The following is a 17,635-nucleotide window of genomic DNA, read 5'->3' as shown; positions in this document are numbered from 1 at the left end:
GAGGTAGCTAGCTACTCGAGCGGCCCCCACTTGTCGACCAACCGCGCCATCTCGTCGCGGGTGATCGGTATGACCGTGCCATGGCGGACTGGCTCGAACGGAAAATCCATCGGCGGCGCTTTCACGAATTTGCCCTGGCTCAAGTCATCGGTTTCGTAAGCCTGGTATCCCCGGCCGCGGCTGTACCAATCGAGCAGCAGGCACCATTTGGCGGATTTGCCATCCTGGGGACGTTCGATCATGAAACAAGTGGGGCCTTCGTAGCCAGTTAGCTTCGCCAGCGAGAAACCATCCACCTCGTTCCACACCTGGCCGTCGCCACTCCGCTCCATGGTAATAGCCTTGTGCTTCTCATCTTTGGTGAATCGATAATAGACGCCCTCCTCGTTGACGATAGTGGTATCGATCACCGTGGTGGGTTTCTCGATGTAGACATAGGGTTCGCCAAAGGTCTTGAAGTCTTTCGTACGGGCGGCCCAGATTCGCTGCTTGGCAAAGTCGTCGTCCGCGGTCTTCGACGCCCAGAACACGATGTACTCCTGCTGCTGTTGATCGTAAATCGCTTCGGGCGCCCAGGTACAACCGGCATTGTCGGGGGCCACTTTTACCAATCGCGGTTCGGACCAGTTGACCAGATCTTCCGATTCCCAAACGACGATCGATTGACTCGCGGCCGTCTGGGCGCGATTCCAATCGTGATTCAGATGGATGGAGAGATCTGTCGCCAGCAGGAAGAATCGACTGCCATCGGCAGAACGCAAAATATAGGGATCGCGAACTCCCCGCTCCCCAACCGTGCTGACAAGCACCGGTCGGCCGTCGTTCAGCGCCTTCCAACTGCGGCCATCCTGACTGACCATAAAGTACACCTGCTCGGTCATCGGCGTCGATTCACCACGGAAAGTGGCGAACAGAAAACCACCGAACTCCTCTGCCTGGGTGCTGGCAGCGCAAGCGGCTCCCAACAGGAGACCAAGCCGCATTAGATTGCTCGCATACATGCTCATCTTCCACCTGCAACGTTCATGGCAATATCGCCTGGTAACGGTTTCCCAACTTCGTCCCTGAAGAGGGGCCTACCGCCATGGTCGCCTACCGACGCCCTGCGATCAAGCAATGCCACTTGGCTATCTGCTGCAGCGGCCTGGCCAAGCCGCCATTTAGTACAAACCTGCAGTTTCTCCCTGTGTTTTCAGCCGCAACGGTCGCGTGGCGACCAGCCGCAGTGAGTGTTGTGCTGTGAATAAGGAAATTTCCATGAAGATAAGCCTGGCGCGAATTATGGCCTACGCTTGCGTATGCCCTCGTTTCGCCTAATAACGCAGCCCGACCCGTTCTGTCCCGCCAGAAGACGGTACCTGGTTTGCCAGTCCGCCCAGCTGGATGGCACGCTGATCGTACTTTCGAACCACGCAACCCGTCAGTCTGCCCAACAGTGGATGGCGCGTTGCCCGCAGCCGGAGGTGGTGATTGAACCGCATGTATTCGGCTCCCAGTTCCGTCGTGCATCACGCACCAAGAGCCGTGCCGCGACACCGTCGCACGGCGTGGCACCCAGCCTGATCTAGCTTCTGCCACGGCGCTGACGCAAGGCGACGTGGAGTTCCACTTCGGCATGGCCTATATTGCGTCAGCTATCGACGCGAATGCGCGTCGGTGCAATGCAATCTGCAATTCGGCCGGGAGCGTGACAGATGGCGTCCAAAGATTTTGGGATGATCGCGCCGGACTACGACTTCTTCGTGTCGCACTCCTCCGAGGCCGAACAAGACCTGCGTGCGTTCTCGCCCGAACTGACTCACCTCGGCCCGCCCGACCGGCCGCTCCGAGTCCTCGACTTCGGTTGCGGTACGGGCGGATTCACCGAGCAGGTTCTCAAGCTGCTTTCCTGGCCGCCAGAACTGCTGGAAGTGTCGCTGGTCGAACCCGTCCCCGATCAATTGCAGCACGCTGCTAGCCGCCTGGCATTGCTGACAACGCAACCGATCGGCACATTCAGCACGTTGCCAGACAAATTCGATCGGCCTTTCGACCTGATCGTCGCGCACCACGTTTTGTACTACATGGAAGACTTGTCACAGACGTTGCGGCAGTTGAAACGGGCTCTGGCTCCCACGGGGCTCATGTTGCTCACCATGGCGAGCTGGCAGAATTTTCTGATGCGGCTATGGCAGATTGGCTACGCAGCACTCAAGCGCCCCGTGCCCCACCACGCCGCCGAGGAAGTAGCGGCCGCCCTCAAACAAGCGGGCATTGAGTACCGAGAAACGAGGGTGCCGTATGAAATTTGCTTTCCCGACTCTGCGGAAAATCGCCGGAAGATCCTGCGATTCCTGTTCGGCGATCTGCTACCGGAGATCGGTGAGCAGAATCTGCTTGGCGAGTTCGCGCGCTATGTGAACAGCGGCCAGATCCAAATAGCGACCGAGTGCCAGCATCTGGTGCTGAAGGGGATTTGAGCGAACCACAAATGTTTGGCGGTGACGCGCAGCTTTGCCACTATGCGACACGCTAATTGCCTGCCCGGCCCAACCTATTGGGGGGCACCGTCGCAGTTTCTCTCGGGATTCTTTTTCGCTAAGTCGGTCTACTGATTGCAGAGCCATCATACCTCCCTATACTCGACACTGTGGGCTGCGACTGAAGCCAACTCTTCGCACTCAAAGGGGGATGACGATGCTATGCAGACTTTTCTTAGCGTCCCTTATCTTCGTGACGCTGCCAACCGGCGCCGATGCGTTCGTTACGCGCATCGACGTCAGGCCAGCAGATCAATCCACGATACCAGGTTACACGACCTACGATGTCACGGTCACCGGAACCGATGAGTTAAAGGGCGGTACCGGTGAGCTGGTGGGAATGGAGATGCTGTTGGAATTGGATGAAGGCACGTTCTATACGTTTCCCTCAACACCCTTGGTGGTTGGCACCATTGAAGGAGGAGCGGTGAACCTGGGTGGCGGCACCGAGCTGACCTTCAATGAATCGCTGCTCGACGTAGCCTGGAGCTTTTCGCCACAGTACGCTCCGAACAACTATTTTGTCGGCCAATTCATCGTATCCGAATCCGCCTACGGTAGCCTGAAGATACTCGGAAAGACAGCAGGTGAACCGAGTTACTTGTTCGACTATGGACTTTTCCCATGTTGCTCAGACCCCAGCGTCTTTTCGTTTCCAAGCGAAAACACTATCTTCTCACTCGACATGGCGATCATGAACACGGGAGGCGTGCTCACTGATGCCATTGAGTTGATGGAGGGCTTTGGCGGCCCCACCATGGTAACCTCGGTTTCATTGGCTGACGGTACGTTCTTCGCCGCGGAAGATGTCGTCGGCATGCCCATTAACGGCAACAACACTGTTGGCATCGACCTTTCGTTCATTGGTTCGGCCATGCCAGGCTATCCAGTCGGCTCGATTGTGACCGATGAACTGATTGTACAAACGGAGTTTGACGTCTTTCGTTACACGCTGGCCGCCACGGTGCCGATTCCCGAACCTGGCGGGGGCTTTGCAGCCATGTTCGGACTCGCAGCGGCAGCGCTTATCCGGCGACAGTACGTCCCGGTGTAATGCCGACGAGCAGCCCTGAAGATCATGCTGCCAATCTGCGCAGGTCGTCTCGGGGCCATCATGGCGACCCTCAGGCTCACGCGTCGCCGAAAACGGGGACTGCCGGGGCACAACTATGGCGACTGGGGCAGACCGCCGAAGTGGATCAGCCAACTACAGTTGTGGCCTTGAGTGAATGGCCGAGTGCCAATTATCCACTAGTTCAGAACAACCACGGATGCCCGTCAAGTAAAGAATCGTGAAATCATTGCATTTCTCCCGAACTACCCTAGATTGGGGGAAAGTGGTCTCCTTGGCGGAGGGGACCTGTTCGCAATTCGAGTTTCTTTTTCGTCGCGAGTATATGGGAGAAAGTAATGTCAACTAGAGACCAACGACCACTCACCGCGTTGGCTGTGCTGCTGATTATGGCAGTATCTGCCAACGCGCAAGACAAACCGAATATCGTCGTCATTTGGGGGGACGACATCGGCGTGCACAACATCAGCGCCTACAATCATGGAATCATGGGATACAGGACGCCCAACATCGACAGTCTGGCGAAGCAGGGTGCCTTGTTCACCGATTCTTACGCTCAACAAAGCTGCACCGCTGGCCGGGCATCGTTCATTCTGGGGCAGCACCCGTTCCGTACCGGCCTGCTGACGATCGGCATGCCGGGCAGCGATCACGGCATTCCGGACTGGACCCCCACGATCGCGGATCTGCTGAAAGAGCAGGGCTACGCGACCGGTCAGTTTGGCAAGAACCATCTAGGCGACCGCGATAAACACCTGCCGACCGCCCACGGGTTCGATGAGTTTTTCGGTAACCTCTATCACCTGAACGCCGAGGAAGAACCCGAGACCTACTACTATCCCAAGGATCCCGAGTTCCGCAAGAAGTACGGTCCGCGCGGCGTGATCCACTCCTTTGCCGATGGACGCATCGAAGACACGGGCCCGCTGACCCGAGAACGCATGGAGACCATCGACCAGGAAGTGCACGACCACGCGATGGATTTCCTCGAGCGACAAGTAAAGGCAGACAAGCCGGCCTTCCTTTGGTACAACTCGACCCGCATGCATGTCTGGACTCACCTGAAGCCCGAATCAGAAGGCAAGACGGGCATCGGACTGTACCCGGATGGAATGGTAGAACACGATGGCTACGTCGGCCAGGTGCTGCAGAAGATCAAGGATCTCGGCATCGAAGATAACACCATCGTGATCTACAGCACCGACAACGGTGCCGAGACATTTACCTGGCCCGATGGCGGCATCACCCCGTTCTACGGCGAGAAAGGAACCACCTGGGAAGGTGGCTTCCGGGTGCCGCTGCTCGTGAAGTGGCCCGGCGTCATCGAGCCCGGCACCGTCTACAACAACATCATCTCGCAAGAGGATTGGATGCCGACGCTGCTCGCGGCGGCCGGCGTGCCGGATGTCAAGGAGAAGCTCAAGGCAGGCTACACAGCCAACGGCAAGGAGTTCCGCATCCACGCCGACGGTTATAACTTCCTGCCGTTCTTCAAAGGCGACGTCGAGAAGAGCCCCCGGCGAGAGATCTACTACTTCAGCCAGGGTGGCGAGTTGAACGCGGTGCGCGTCGACGATTGGAAGGTACACTTCGCCACAATCGATGGCAACATCGCCACCGGCGTTCGCCAAACGCCAGGTTGGCCGCTGATCATCAACCTGAAAGCCGATCCGTACGAGCGGATGTGGAAGGAAGGCACCATGGGCTACTTCCGGTGGTACGGCGACAACATGTGGATCATGGTGCCGGTACAGGACTTTATCAAGCAGTTCCTGGCCACCATACCTGAGTACCCGATGCAGGGCGGCTCGAGCCTGAACGCTGGCGGTATCAACTACCAGACGCTCAAAGCACAAGAAGTACTCAAGAAGCTGGAGACGCTCGATTACCCGCGAAACTGAGCTGTCGCTGGCTGCAAGCAACGAACGAGCGAACTCTTGTTCGTGTGGTTCGCAGATTAATGGCCGCGCCCGGCCTTGCTGGGCGCGGCTTTTTTAATTGGCGGCAACAAGACTGCTCCTGCCGTGTTGCGAGTTATTCAACGGCTAACAATGCAATCGTCGCTGCGTTCGGCAATGCCAGCCAACTAGCACCATGGCTGCGAACAAGAGCACCACGGCGCTCGGTTCCGGACAAATCAAATTACAGGCGGCATCGCCAATCATACGGTGTACGGTGCCGGTGGGATGCACGCTGTCCCAGAACATGTACTCTTCGGGATTCGCAACGGCCAGGCTCGTGCCGATACCGGAAACAGGATCATAAACCGTGGCCGAGTCGGTGACGTTCGCCAGGTCGAACGCCGCCGGATTGCTCTGTATCTGCTGAAATATCGTGTAGACGTCGAGTTCATAGATCTTCACGCCCGACAAATCGCTCTGCAAGCTGTCAACCGTCGCGGCCAGGTAGGCGTTGAACCCGGCCGATGCGGCATCGAGCGGGACCTCGTACACGGTGCCTTTGAAAAAAGGAGTCTGCCCCAAAGCTGGCAGGTTCAACACCAGGAATTTACGGGCGCCGGCCAGGTACAGATCGCTGATGCTCTGCCCCAGGCTGGCCACCGGAACACTGGGATCGGTTTCGCCAAAAAAGAAATCGTTGGCCCCCGCCCACATGGCATAGATGCCGTCGGGCGAAGCCGTGTTGCCAGTTGCGGACAGGTAGGCTGCCACTTGTTGCTCCACGTTGGGTACTGCGTCATAAGGCGCGGGCGAAGCGCCCGTGATACGCGCGCCGTTGAAAGCGAAGTTGGTCCCCCCGGCCAGGCTCGCCGAAAGTGGCGTCGTGCCAAGCCGCTCCGCAAGCCGCTCTACCCACAACGGTCCGTTGGAGAAACGGCCGTCTGCATACAAGGACGGGTCGGGAAACGTTCCGCCTGAGGCCAGGTAAAAGTTCTGTCGATCGACCAGGCTGTCACCGAATGCCCCCGCGATGTGCGCGGCGTGGCATGGATTGCTGCAGAGCAGAAGCAACGTAAAGAGTGCGAGAAATCGAGTACACATGTGGCTCCCCTTGAAGACAAAACTTACCGGACGGATAGCACAGCCTCGAAACTCCGTGCCGGTGAGTATACCGACACGGAGATTAACTACCCGACAGAAAAAGGGGAGCTCATGGGAAACGGCGGCAAGCCGTACAAATCATTGCGTGGCTACGCGGACCGCAGTACATTGCCTCACGTCTCCGCTCCTCCCATGAAGGTGAAAGCCATGAGTCCGGACGATTCCGTCACGCATTGGATCACGCAACTTCGGCATGGCGATGCGGACGCAGCTCAGGCCATTTGGCATCACTACTTTCCAACGTTGGTCTCGCTGGCCCGCGCCAGGCTTCACAATGGTCCCCATGGAATGGCCGACGAGGAAGACGTCGCGGCCAGCGTCATGGAAAGCTTGTTCCGCGCTGCGCGCGAAGGGCGTTTTCCGAATTTGACGGATCGCGACAACCTTTGGCGGTTAATTGGAAGCATGACCGCCCGCAAAGTGGTCGACCTCAAACGACGCGAGCTACGCCAACGACGGGGAGGTGGCCGGGTGCACAACGAAACGGCCATTGGAGCCATGAACGCCAACAGCGAACCCATAGCGCTCAACGAATTGATGGGCGCGGAACCTACGCCCGACTTCGCCCTGGCCATGGCCGAAGAATGCCAGCAACTGCTGGCTCAATTGGGGGATCCCGAGTTGGAAGCGCTGGCCTTAGCCAAGCTGCAGGGGTACACCAACGCGGAGATCAGCCACCAGCAGCAGTGCTCGGAGCGAACCATCGAACGTCGACTCCGTCTGATTCGCAAGAAGTGGGAGGAGGAACCGCCCGAATGAGCCGAGAACCGGACTCGTCCACCCAATCGCTTCCCCTGTCCGCCTTGGAGCGAATCGAAGCAGCCTGCCGACAATTCGAAGCGACCTGCAAGCGAGGTGACGCTCCGCTCATCGAAAACTACCTCTACGACTGCCTGCCGTCGGAGCGAGACGAACTGCTGCATGAATTGATGCTGCTCGACCTGGAGTATCGCGGGCGGTCGGATGACCCCCAGGACAAATCGGCCTACCAGGCACGGTTTCCCAGCAACCACGCGGTCGTCGACAGAGCATTCGCATCACTGAAAACTGGCAGCGTTGCAGCGCATCCGACGCAGGCATTCCCCGTCAGATTGCGTTGCCCACAGTGCCACAATGCGATCGAGTTGGTCGTGGACGACGGCCAAGCCGACATCACATGCCCTTCCTGCCACGGCCACATCAACATGGCCGACTCCGGCACCGCCGGGCTGAGAACCGGAATGACCATCGGGCACTTTCGGCTCGAGGCGCGCTTGGGCATGGGAGCGTTCGGCGAGGTCTGGCGGGCCAGCGACCTGCAACTCGATCGGCCGGTAGCCCTGAAGTTGCCACGTCACCAACACGACAGCCTGCAGCAGACCGCGCCGTTGCTCCGCGAGGCTCAGGCGTCCGCCAGCTTGCAGCACCCTGGCATCGTGTCGGTGCATGAAGTGGGCCAGCAGGATGGCTGGTCCTACATTGTGAGTGACTACGTGGACGGGGTGGATTTGGCGCAGCGCCTCAAGTCAGGCGCGTTCAGTCCCCAGAAAGCGGCCGACCTGTGCGTCAAGATAGCCGTCGCCGTGCAGCATGCACATGACCAAGGGATCGTCCATCGCGATCTGAAGCCCGCCAACATCATGCTGAACGCCCACGGCGAGCCCCACGTCATGGACTTCGGACTCGCCAAGCGCGAGGCCAGCGAAGTCACGATGACCCTACAAGGACAAGTACTGGGCACCCCCGCCTACATGTCGCCAGAGCAGGCCCAAGGCGACGCCCACAACGCCGATTGCCGCAGCGACGTTTACGCACTGGGTGTGATCCTGTTCGAATTGCTAACGGGCGAACGCCCCTTCCGAGGTACCCAGCAGGCGTTGCTGTCGCAGATCCAGCACGAAGAAGCCCCCAATCCGCGAATTTTGAACCGCGGTGTCCCACGCGACCTGGCGACGATCTGCCTGAAGTGCTTGCAGAAAGAACCAGACCTCCGCTACCAAACGGCCAAGGACTTCGCCGCGGACCTTCAGCGTTGGCTGCACGGCACGCCCATCACCGCCCGCCCCGTGGGACTCTTACGCCGCGGATGGAGATGGTACCGCTCGCGCACCATGCTGATCGCAGGAGCTTGTAGCGTGTTTTCGGGCCTGTTCGTCACCGTGGGATCCGTCGCCACCATCGCCGCGATCTATGGGCTCGTGGGGCAGCCAGATCCTCCCTACCAAGACAAGAATGAGTTGTTGCTGTCGCTACTGGGGTTAGTACTATTGATAGCAATCTACACGGCGGTCAGCGTAGGGGGTGGCATCCTAGCTATTAGAGGCAACAGGTGGGGACTACTGCTGTCAACGCTGTTTTTCCTGGTACAGTTGATGCAGGGTCTGCTGACTATCTTTAGCGCGTGGTCCAATCACCTGTTTTACTCGCCAGCGGAGGCAACGATCATCGTCATGAACGCGGTTCCTTACTGCATCTGGCAGGTGCTGGGAATCACCCTGCAATTTGTGGCCTTGGTGATGCCCTCCAAGCCGCGCGACTAGCCCCCAACCACCAAGATGCGGCCCCGTCCAGCTGGTCCTCGGCCACAAAATCCCATCCGACGGGGCGGTTTGCAGGGATCTTGTCGAATGCCGGTCCTTGAAGGGATGATAGGGCTCGACGAAATGTCGTCCATCGCCAGATGGGCGGCTGCTCGCCCTTAACCAGGCAGCTACACTAGCTGCATAAGTCGGGAGCCTGCCGCAGAGAGCCGCTCCTGGCCCCACGAACACCACCCCCCCAGCACTTGCGGAGGTCTATCCCAGAATGTCCAAAGATCATAAGCACGCAGGCAAACACGGACATGCCGACCACAACCAACACCAACACCATAATCGTCGCCCTGGCCCTCATAAAGATTGGCGCGTATGGACTGCGGTGGTACTGATGCTGGGAGCCATGGTCGCCTACGTCATGTCTATGGATGAGTCGGAAGTTCCAGGCGAACCGCCGCAACCGGCCATGGACGGATTGGACGCCGAGTAACCCGATGCCTGCCAGCAACAGAGTCTGCTCTTTTGCGGAAATTCGCTGGTGTGCTTCCCCAGAAGCAGTAAACTTGAGGTAAGCTTCCCAGCACTGGCCCACGCCCTGCAGGGCGTGGCCGCTGGGCTACTAATCTCAGTGGGTGTCTGTCGGCACGAGGACACATGACCTACTCAGGGGGTGTGACGATGGCTTGCCACGTTGGCTCATTGGTTCGTTCGCTTATGCTGGGCCTGCTGGCTGGCATGTCTACAGCAGCGGCAGCTCAAGAGACTTCCGCTCCTGCCAGCTCCGCACCGACGGAGGCGACCGAGAAGGCAATTCGCCAGTCGGCCTCAGACTTCTCTACCGCTTTCAAACAGCAAGACGCCCAAGCAATCGCCGAGCTGTGGACCCCCGATGGCGTCTACGTCGACGAGGAAGGCGTTCAGCATGTAGGCCGCGAAGCCATACAGCAGCTGTATCAGGCGTTCTTCGCCGCTAACGATCCGCTGGAGATGCAGATCTACATAGATTCGATGCGGCAGGTCACCGACGACGTAATCGTCGAACAGGGCACCGCCAAGCTGGTCCCCGCGCCACTCGGCGCACCGGCCGCTAGCAAGTACGTCGCCATCCACGTCAAGCAGAACGATGGCAAGTGGTTGATGGACAGCGTACGCGATTCCAGCGTCGACATCCCCACGACCTACGACCGCCTGGTGCACCTCGAGATGCTGGTGGGCGACTGGGCAGCCGATCACAACGATGCGCAAATTTCGCTGTCGAGTAATTGGAACCCCACGAAGACGTTTCTCGAGCGACGCTTCGTCGTCACCCACGACGGTCAGCAAAGCACCTCAACGGAGATCATCGGTTGGGATCCCTCCACCGGACAGGTCACCTCGTGGACGTTCTCGGACGATGGCTCCCACAACGTGGGCCATTGGACGGCTCTCGAGGATGGCTGGGTCGTACGCAATCGTGGCATCACCGCCGCTGGCGTGCCGACCGCTTCCACCGACTTTTGGGCTCCACTGCTCGACGACGCCTTGGGGTGGCGCTCGACGCAGCGCACGGCCGGCGGAGCGACCGTGGCCGATCCTCAGGCCGTCGTGCTCAAGAAGCCCACCTCGGACACAAAGAACTAACCGCGTACCCAATCGCACTCACTTGCAGGGGACATCCCAATGCGTCGATTGCTAAACACCACGGCCACGTTGCTCGCCACATTTGCCCTGGCCACGCTTGCGAACACCGCCGACGCGCGGGGTTTCGGAGGCGGAGGCGGCCACTTTGGTGGCGGCGGCATGGGCGGCCGCATGGGAGGAATGGGCGGTGGCTTCGGTGGTGGTGGCTTGGGAGGTGGTGGACTAGGTGGTGGAGGACTACCCCGTGGCGGATTGGGAGGGGGTGGCCTCGGTCCGGGTGGACTTGGACCGGCGAGCCCTGGTGGCTTTGATGGCGGTGGCGGACTGGGCGGAGGCCTGGGTGGCGGGCAATTTGCCGATCGCGCAGCAGCCGCGGCTGGCGCCGGCCGGCTGGGGGGGCTCAATCCAGCAGGCGGTGGTGGTCGCGGTGCGGACATTGCCTCGCAGCTTCGCGCCGCAGGGCTGGGCGGGGGTGGCGCAGAAGCGGCGCTGGCCAATCGCGCCGGTGGCGGCGGGGCAGGGCTCGGCCCGGGCGGTGCTCCCAGTCGCAGCCAGCTCTCCAACTTTCTCGGCCTGCCTTCCGACCATGGCCTGCACAACCTCTCAGGCGAAACCCAAAGCCGAGTCAGCCAGGCCATCGACAACGCCCGCTCCGGCGATGGCCCACGTGGCGGCAATCTATCGGGTGAAACGCAAAGTCGACTCAGCCAACTTTACGACGATTTGAAAGCGGGCGATGGTCCGCGTGGTGGCAACCTGTCGGGCGAGACGCAGAGCAAGCTCAGCCAACTTTACGACAACGTGAAAGCGGGCGATGGACCGCGGAAAAATTTTATTCCCGGCGAAACCCAAAAGCCGCTGAGCCGCCTGTACGACCAAATTCGCGCGGGCGACCATCCCTTCCATCCCTGGTCGCCCTGGGTCATCCACAACAACGCGGTGGTCGTTCGCCGCAATTTCAACAACTACTACATTTTTACCCCAGGGTGGTACCGTCGCTATCCGGGTGCCTGGTACCCCCCAGCCTGGGTGTACGGCAATCCTTGGCTATATGCCCCTTGGCCACGGCTCAGTGTCTGGATGGGCTGCACTGGTACGCCGGTGTACTACAACTACGGCGATAACGTTGTGTACCAGGACAACTCCATCTACGTCGACGGTCAGGACGTCGGTACTCCCCAGCAGTACTACCAACAAGGCCAGCAACTGGCCGCCAGCGGCGCCGACGCCAGCGGCAATTCGAGCAACGAGCAATGGATGCCCCTGGGCGTGTTCGCCCTGACCGATAGTGGCCAAAAGTCGGCGAACCTGATCGTGCAACTGGCGGTCGACAAGAAGGGCACCCTGCGCGGTAACATGACGAATATGAAAGAGAGCAGCAACGAGGTAATCCACGGCGCGGTCGACAAGAAGACGCAGCGGGCGGCCTGGACCGTGGGCGACGACACCAATACCGTCTTTGAAACTGGCATCTACAATCTCACCAAGGACGAGACTCCCGTGCTTGTCCATATGGGCGATGGCAAGACCGAGCAACTGCTGCTCGTTCGCTTGCAGCAAAAGGATGGAGCAGATGGAACCGATGGAGCAAGCAGCAATTCGCAGGCCGACAGCGGCTCGGATGGCGATTAGCGGAGCTAGCGAATCGAGCAAGCAGCCCTCGGTATTCGCGGCCGTGATGTTTCGAAACATGCTCTGCTGTTGCCTGAGCATGGTGCCGCTGGCGTCATGCCTCGCCACCGAGAGCGAGGTTTCCCTAGCTGGCGACTTTAGCGAGCCCCGCGTCCTGGTGGCTGCGCCTCACGACTCCAGCATCCGGCACTTGTCCTGGCCCAAGGTGGTCCGCACGCCCGACGGCACGCTTGTCGCGGCGTTCATCGCGGGCTCGTTTCACGGGTCGCACGGCGGTGGTTGCCCCGCAGTTTCGGTTTCCACCGACGAGGGGCAGACCTTCACCGCACCCCACATCCTGAAACGTTACCGAGACGGAGACGAATACACCTCTGCCGGCAACGTCGCCCTGGGCGTGGCCGACGATGGCGCGGTGGTCCTGCTATCGATGGCCTACAACGCCAACGTTGCCAGCACCATCGATGGCTGGCGGAGCGAAGACTCGGGCAGAACCTGGCAGACGGTGGACGTCTCGGCACTCGCTCGCGGTAAAACAGGTTCCGTCTTCGGCCACGTGGTCAACGTACCTTCGAAGGGTTTGGCCGTGTTCGGGCACTATCGCCCGCCTGCCACGGACAAAACCGGTGGCATCTGGATGGCTTGGTCGACCGACAACGGACAGTCCTGGAGCGAGTCGCAAAGCATCTCGGACCTCGACGAACCACTCGTCGAGCCGGCCTTCACTTTTGCCGATGGCCGCTTCGTCGGACTGGTACGCGGCGCACGCAATAGCGGTCGCTACGTGCAAATGACCAGCGACGACTTCGGCCAAACCTGGCAAACCAAGATCAATGGCCTGGTCTCCGACTATCCCGGTACGTGCGAGCTACCTTCCCCTCACATTGCGGTCGACCCCAACCGCCCCGATCACCTGTATGCGTTGGTCTCGGAACGATACAAGAGCGAACCTCGAGAGCTGATAGGCCGCATCGTGCTTTACGAAGCCAACTCCCAACAGTTGAACTGGACTCCGGTCGGCGAGGTCGCCCGCTTTCCCAAAGATCTTGGCCGTCGCAAGGACATCACCTACGCCTGGATGACCCCCGTCGAAAACGGGCGTTGGTTGGCCGTCTTCTACTGTGGCGAAGCCCGCGGTTCCAGTGACATTTATGGATTAAATTTCGATCCCACCAGTAAGTATTGAAGCAGGGCAGGGAGGGCAAGCGGTCTTAGAGAAGCCAGCGTAGCAGCAGTCCGCAGCACACGGCCGCCAGCCCGAACCACAGCGGTGATGGCTCGGGAACGGCATTCACCGCCGCGTTCGCTGGCAGGGCAGCACCCAGGTTGTTACGCCACACGGGATAGTCGGCCAGGTCCACCGAGCCGCTGGCATCGCCGTCGGCCAACAGAATGTCCGTCGAGCCAAAGGTCGACTTCCACAGTTGATAGTCCTCCGCATCCACCACTCCATTGCGGTCGTAGTCGCCCACCACTCGGGGACTTGTGAACTCGGGCAGAACCACGTTATCTAGATAGCCGGTATCGCTCCCAAACTGGAACTCACCACGTATCTGCAAGTCGGTCAGGTTGGCAAGCACCGCGAGCAACTCGTCTTGCGTGGGCGATCGACTGTTCAACTTCCACCCCGCGGATTCGACCAGCGGAATGGAGTAACTAGTCCAACTTTGTCCTGGGGGTGCCGTCTGCATGGTCAGCGTGAGCCCACCACCTCGCAGATAGATTTCGTCGAGCTCGAAGTCCTCTCCCGTTCCGCTCTGCCGCAGGTCGTACTCCAGCTGGGCGCCGTAGGCCGAAGAAAAGTTGCCTCGGAACTTGGCCGGTGCACGAAAGTACCAGTCGTCGGTGGCAAACAACCCTTCTTGGTGAAAGATGTGCCCGCCATCGCTGTATCTAGCCGGCTCGCCTGCGGCCTGACCGTCGTCGGTGATAATCCAACCTTCGGCATCGGCGTCGAACCGGCTCTCCACCCCGCTCGCAGTGGTTGCCACGGCCAGGCCCACCACCAAGGTTTGACTCATCGACACCAGACGGACCAGTCGATCGCATTGATTGGCAAGCATGGCATTCTCCGGTCGAAAGGGAAGCACCGCTGGCGACTCCATCTGACCACTACGCGAGAATGCCATCACAGGCAGCTAACTACGCCCGAGAAAAAATAGGGAAAGCGGCCGCAGGTGCCCTGTAGAACGGTGCGCACCTTCGCCCTGTCGAAAATGCGCAATGGCCGACCTGTCATCTCCGACCATTGCCCAACCGGTTCAGCAACAGGTTACTCCGAGTTCCTATTTTGTCGCCGCCGGTTTCCGGGCACGCTTGGCAGGAGCCGACTTCGCGTTGTTGTTGGCTCGTTTTGCTCGAGCACCGCCTCCCCAACGTGGCGCGGGAAAGTCACGCTTCCATGCTTCGTACAGTTCCTGCAGGCGTTGAACGTCCACCGAGTGACTGGCAGCCAAGTTGTGCTGTTCGCCGATGTCGGTGGACAAGTCAAACAGTTCGAGCTCCATCTGACCGGGGGTGGACTTGGTTGCACGATTTCCGGCGACGAGTTTCCAATCCCCATCGCGGACCGCCCATCTGTCGCCGTTTTTCCAGAACAAGGTCTGGTGAGGACGACCCTTGTTCTGGCCAGTGACAAAGGGGAGCAGGTCGACCCCGTCGAGCGGCTTGCCGAGGGCTTGCTCGACGCCGGCCAGCGCCATCGAAGTCGCCATCAGGTCCAACTGAATAACCGGGAACTCGAACACTTGACCTTTGGGGATCACACCGGGCAGTTGCATGGCAAACGGTACGCGGATGCCACCTTCCCAGGTAGAACCTTTGTGGCCGCGAAGGGGATAGTTGTCGTGGCCCGTTGCCCCGCCGTTGTCGTTGATAAAAACGACCAGCGTGTTATCAACGAGATTCTGTTTTTCCAGTTCATCGAGCACATATCCCACCGCCCGGTCCAAAGCGATCGTCATCGCAGCAATCTTGTCACCCTCGGTCTTCGCCAGATCGGCCGGCGTCGCGTGGAGCGGCCCGTGGGTAGCATTGAATGCCAGATACATGAAAAACGGTTGGTCCCTATTCTGTGCGATGTACTCACACGCCTTCTGACCAAGTTCATCAGTCATGTAGTCGAACTCCTCCGGCTTGACCGGCTCGCGATCGTGGAGAAGTCGATTAAGTCGTGTTGGCTTGGCCAACGGCCAATAACTGCGGGCTCCCTGCAGGAAGCCATAGTAGTCCGTAAAGCCACGTTCGAGGGGATGGAACTTCGGCGCGTAACCCAAATGCCACTTACCGAGCGCGATCGTGCGGTAGCCGGCGCTTTTCATTGCGTCAGCGATCGTCGCTTCGCTGAGTGGCAGGCCATTGGTTTCGCTGTATGCGGGTGGAATGTTGAACTCGTGACCGAAACGCTGTTGATAGCGACCCGTCAGCAGCCCCGCCCGCGTCGGACTGCAGACACAGCCGGAGACGTAGCCGTTGGAAAACTTAACACCACTGGCAGCGATCGAGTCGATGCGAGGCGTGGGGATGGTCGTGGAGCCCTGCATCGAGAACTCGTGGTAGCCAGCATCGTCGGCAAGGATGACAATGATGTTCGGTCTTTCGGTCGGTTGCTGGCCGTGTACCGTACCTGCGGTTAGCAAGACAACGAGGGTGCACAAGAATTTCATAAGTTACCACGACTCTTATCGGAGAGTATTGGCGAAAAAAGCTGTCGGAGCGTTCGGACCACTCGCGCTTGGTGGGCAAGGCTTCATGGTAATTCAAATCCATGGCACCGGCATCTGCCCAGCCGTTGGCGACCCGCTAATGTGACGGGCCGCCAGCATGCGGTTGGCTGCAAAGCCGTGGTCAGGCTCCGCCATCGGTAGCGTTGACCGCGGGGCACAAGCGGCGTGCAACTTGGACAGCCGACTCACAAGGCCTGTCCAAGTACCGCGGTTGAATTCGCGCGGCAGTTTGATCTAATGAACGCGTGATTTTATGTATAGGTACAAAGGCACCCGGGGCCTTCGCTTGGCAAATTCCACGCCGAGCCCATCCCCACCCGAACGCTTTCCCCCAACGGAGTGGGACGTAATGGCGGGCGACCTCGCTGATACGGGGGCGCAAAGTCACCAGCCGGCTCACGATGCGATTAAACTCCTCCGTCTGGCGACGGGAGCTACACACGAACACCCCACCGGAATCATGCTTCGCAAAGTCCTCGAATGCCGACGTTGTGGATATCGCACGGTTTGCGGCCGAGACGATCTAGTCGCGCGGCTGCGGATCGTGGGGCAGTTGCGGCGGGATAAGGATCCTGACGAATCGATTGTCGAAGCGCTGCTGGCGGAGTACACGCCTCTGATGACCTGCCCTGGGTGCAAAGAGGTGGGACTCAAGGCCAACGATGCCGACGACGAGTGGGACGACGATGGCGACTGGCAAGCGGCCGTGCTGTGCGAGATATGCCGCCAGCCGATCGATCCCGAGCGATTGGAGTTCCTGCCCGAGACCAAGCGGTGCACCGAGTGTCAGCACAAGTCGGAAACCGGCACGTTGCCCGACGAGGATCCGGAGTTCTGCTCCCGCTGCGGCGCGCTGGTGGAACTGCGCGTCAGCCGCGGCAGTGGCATCACTCGGTACAAGCGGTTTTGTACCGGAGGATGTCGCGGCGTGTGAACGACGAATGTCGAAGCGACCAACGACTGTCATCATTGGTTATTTCGTCATTTGTCATTCAGACTTCCCCGATGTCTTCGTTCCAGAGTTCAGGGTAATGCTCGATGAAGTCCCGCATCAAGGCGATGCACTCGGGATGGTTGACGATTTCGAGCTCGACTCCACGGCCGCGAACGTACTCTTCCGGCCCCTGGAAGGTAACGTTCTCGCCGACAATGATCTTGGGAATTTTGTAAAGCAGCGCCGCCCCGCTGCACATGTCGCAAGGCGACAACGTGGAGTACAGCACCGACCGGCGGTACTCAGCAGGGCTCAACCGACCCGCGTTCTCCAGGCAGTCCATCTCGGCGTGCAGAATGGCGCTAAACCGCTGCTCGCGACGATTGTGCCCACGGCCGATGATCTCGCCGTCGATCACCAGCACCGAACCGATGGGAATACCACCTTCCTCGGCTCCGAGCTTGGCTTCTTCGATAGCGGCGGCCAAAAATTCGTCTTGGGACATGCAGTTACCTTGGGCAATTCAGGGGGAGTGTAGTGGCACACCATTGGGGAGCAACG

Annotated in this window: 15 protein-coding genes; 10 read left to right on the top strand and 5 right to left on the bottom strand. The window is 59.7% G+C overall.

The window, feature by feature from the left end:
* Positions 1–11: 11 nt before the first annotated feature.
* Complete coding sequence (locus tag NG895_RS29645; RefSeq protein WP_252856197.1) at positions 12–1,001, bottom strand: glycoside hydrolase family 43 protein; 990 nt, start codon at positions 999–1,001, stop codon at positions 12–14.
* Positions 1,002–1,694: 693 nt separating this feature from the next.
* Between NG895_RS29645 and NG895_RS29640 the strand changes: the two genes are divergently transcribed.
* The 3 genes from NG895_RS29640 (at position 1,695) to NG895_RS29630 (ending at position 5,492) form a co-directional block, all read left to right on the top strand.
* Positions 1,695–2,459, top strand: coding sequence for a class I SAM-dependent methyltransferase (locus tag NG895_RS29640; protein ID WP_252856196.1), 765 nt, complete (start codon positions 1,695–1,697; stop codon positions 2,457–2,459).
* A 217-nt stretch (positions 2,460–2,676) separates the two neighbouring features.
* Complete coding sequence (locus tag NG895_RS29635) at positions 2,677–3,573, top strand: hypothetical protein (RefSeq protein ID WP_252856195.1); 897 nt, start codon at positions 2,677–2,679, stop codon at positions 3,571–3,573.
* A 356-nt stretch (positions 3,574–3,929) separates the two neighbouring features.
* Positions 3,930–5,492: an arylsulfatase gene (locus tag NG895_RS29630; RefSeq protein ID WP_252856194.1), complete on the top strand. Its 1,563-nt coding sequence runs from the start codon at positions 3,930–3,932 to the stop codon at positions 5,490–5,492.
* Between the two features lie 144 nt (positions 5,493–5,636).
* Here the strand turns inward: NG895_RS29630 and NG895_RS29625 are convergent, their stop codons facing one another.
* Positions 5,637–6,593: an SGNH/GDSL hydrolase family protein gene (locus NG895_RS29625; RefSeq protein WP_252856193.1), complete on the bottom strand. Its 957-nt coding sequence runs from the start codon at positions 6,591–6,593 to the stop codon at positions 5,637–5,639.
* 207 nt (positions 6,594–6,800) lie between these two features.
* Between NG895_RS29625 and NG895_RS29620 the strand changes: the two genes are divergently transcribed.
* The 6 genes from NG895_RS29620 to NG895_RS29595 all read left to right on the top strand — a co-directional run bounded on the left by NG895_RS29620 (position 6,801) and on the right by NG895_RS29595 (position 13,601).
* A complete protein-coding gene (locus tag NG895_RS29620) occupies positions 6,801–7,412 on the top strand; it encodes an ECF-type sigma factor (RefSeq protein WP_252856192.1) in 612 nt (203 codons plus the stop codon).
* On the top strand, positions 7,409–9,172 hold the full coding sequence (locus tag NG895_RS29615; RefSeq protein WP_252856191.1) for a serine/threonine-protein kinase: 1,764 nt from the start codon (positions 7,409–7,411) through the stop codon (positions 9,170–9,172). Before NG895_RS29620 ends, NG895_RS29615 begins: the two co-directional genes overlap by 4 nt.
* A gap of 265 nt (positions 9,173–9,437) precedes the next feature.
* Complete coding sequence (locus tag NG895_RS29610; protein ID WP_252856190.1) at positions 9,438–9,656, top strand: hypothetical protein; 219 nt, start codon at positions 9,438–9,440, stop codon at positions 9,654–9,656.
* A gap of 164 nt (positions 9,657–9,820) precedes the next feature.
* Complete coding sequence (locus NG895_RS29605) at positions 9,821–10,786, top strand: YybH family protein (RefSeq protein WP_252856189.1); 966 nt, start codon at positions 9,821–9,823, stop codon at positions 10,784–10,786.
* Between the two features lie 39 nt (positions 10,787–10,825).
* Positions 10,826–12,418, top strand: a complete 1,593-nt coding sequence (locus NG895_RS29600; protein ID WP_252856188.1) for a protocadherin — start codon at positions 10,826–10,828, stop codon at positions 12,416–12,418.
* Entirely contained in the window at positions 12,369–13,601 is a 1,233-nt protein-coding gene (locus NG895_RS29595; protein WP_252856187.1) for a sialidase family protein, read from the top strand. The genes NG895_RS29600 and NG895_RS29595 overlap by 50 nt, the downstream gene beginning before the upstream one ends.
* A 25-nt stretch (positions 13,602–13,626) precedes the next feature.
* Here the strand turns inward: NG895_RS29595 and NG895_RS29590 are convergent, their stop codons facing one another.
* A complete protein-coding gene (locus NG895_RS29590) occupies positions 13,627–14,478 on the bottom strand; it encodes a laminin B domain-containing protein (RefSeq protein WP_252856186.1) in 852 nt (283 codons plus the stop codon).
* 222 nt (positions 14,479–14,700) lie between these two features.
* Positions 14,701–16,080 (bottom strand): sulfatase-like hydrolase/transferase, encoded by a 1,380-nt coding sequence (locus NG895_RS29585; protein WP_252856185.1) that lies wholly within the window; start codon positions 16,078–16,080, stop codon positions 14,701–14,703.
* Positions 16,081–16,600: 520 nt separating this feature from the next.
* Here NG895_RS29585 and NG895_RS29580 point away from each other — a divergent pair.
* Positions 16,601–17,074 (top strand): TraR/DksA C4-type zinc finger protein, encoded by a 474-nt coding sequence (locus tag NG895_RS29580; protein ID WP_252856184.1) that lies wholly within the window; start codon positions 16,601–16,603, stop codon positions 17,072–17,074.
* 58 nt (positions 17,075–17,132) lie between these two features.
* Here NG895_RS29580 and NG895_RS29575 read toward each other — a convergent pair whose 3' ends face one another.
* On the bottom strand, positions 17,133–17,579 hold the full coding sequence (locus NG895_RS29575; protein WP_252856183.1) for a nucleoside deaminase: 447 nt from the start codon (positions 17,577–17,579) through the stop codon (positions 17,133–17,135).
* Between the last annotated feature and the right edge of the window lie 56 nt (positions 17,580–17,635).

The organism is Aeoliella straminimaris (assembly GCF_024054565.1).
GTDB lineage: Bacteria > Planctomycetota > Planctomycetia > Pirellulales > Lacipirellulaceae > Aeoliella > Aeoliella straminimaris.
Note: the sequence above shows the minus strand (reverse complement) of the source record. Positions and strands in the feature narration are given on the sequence as shown.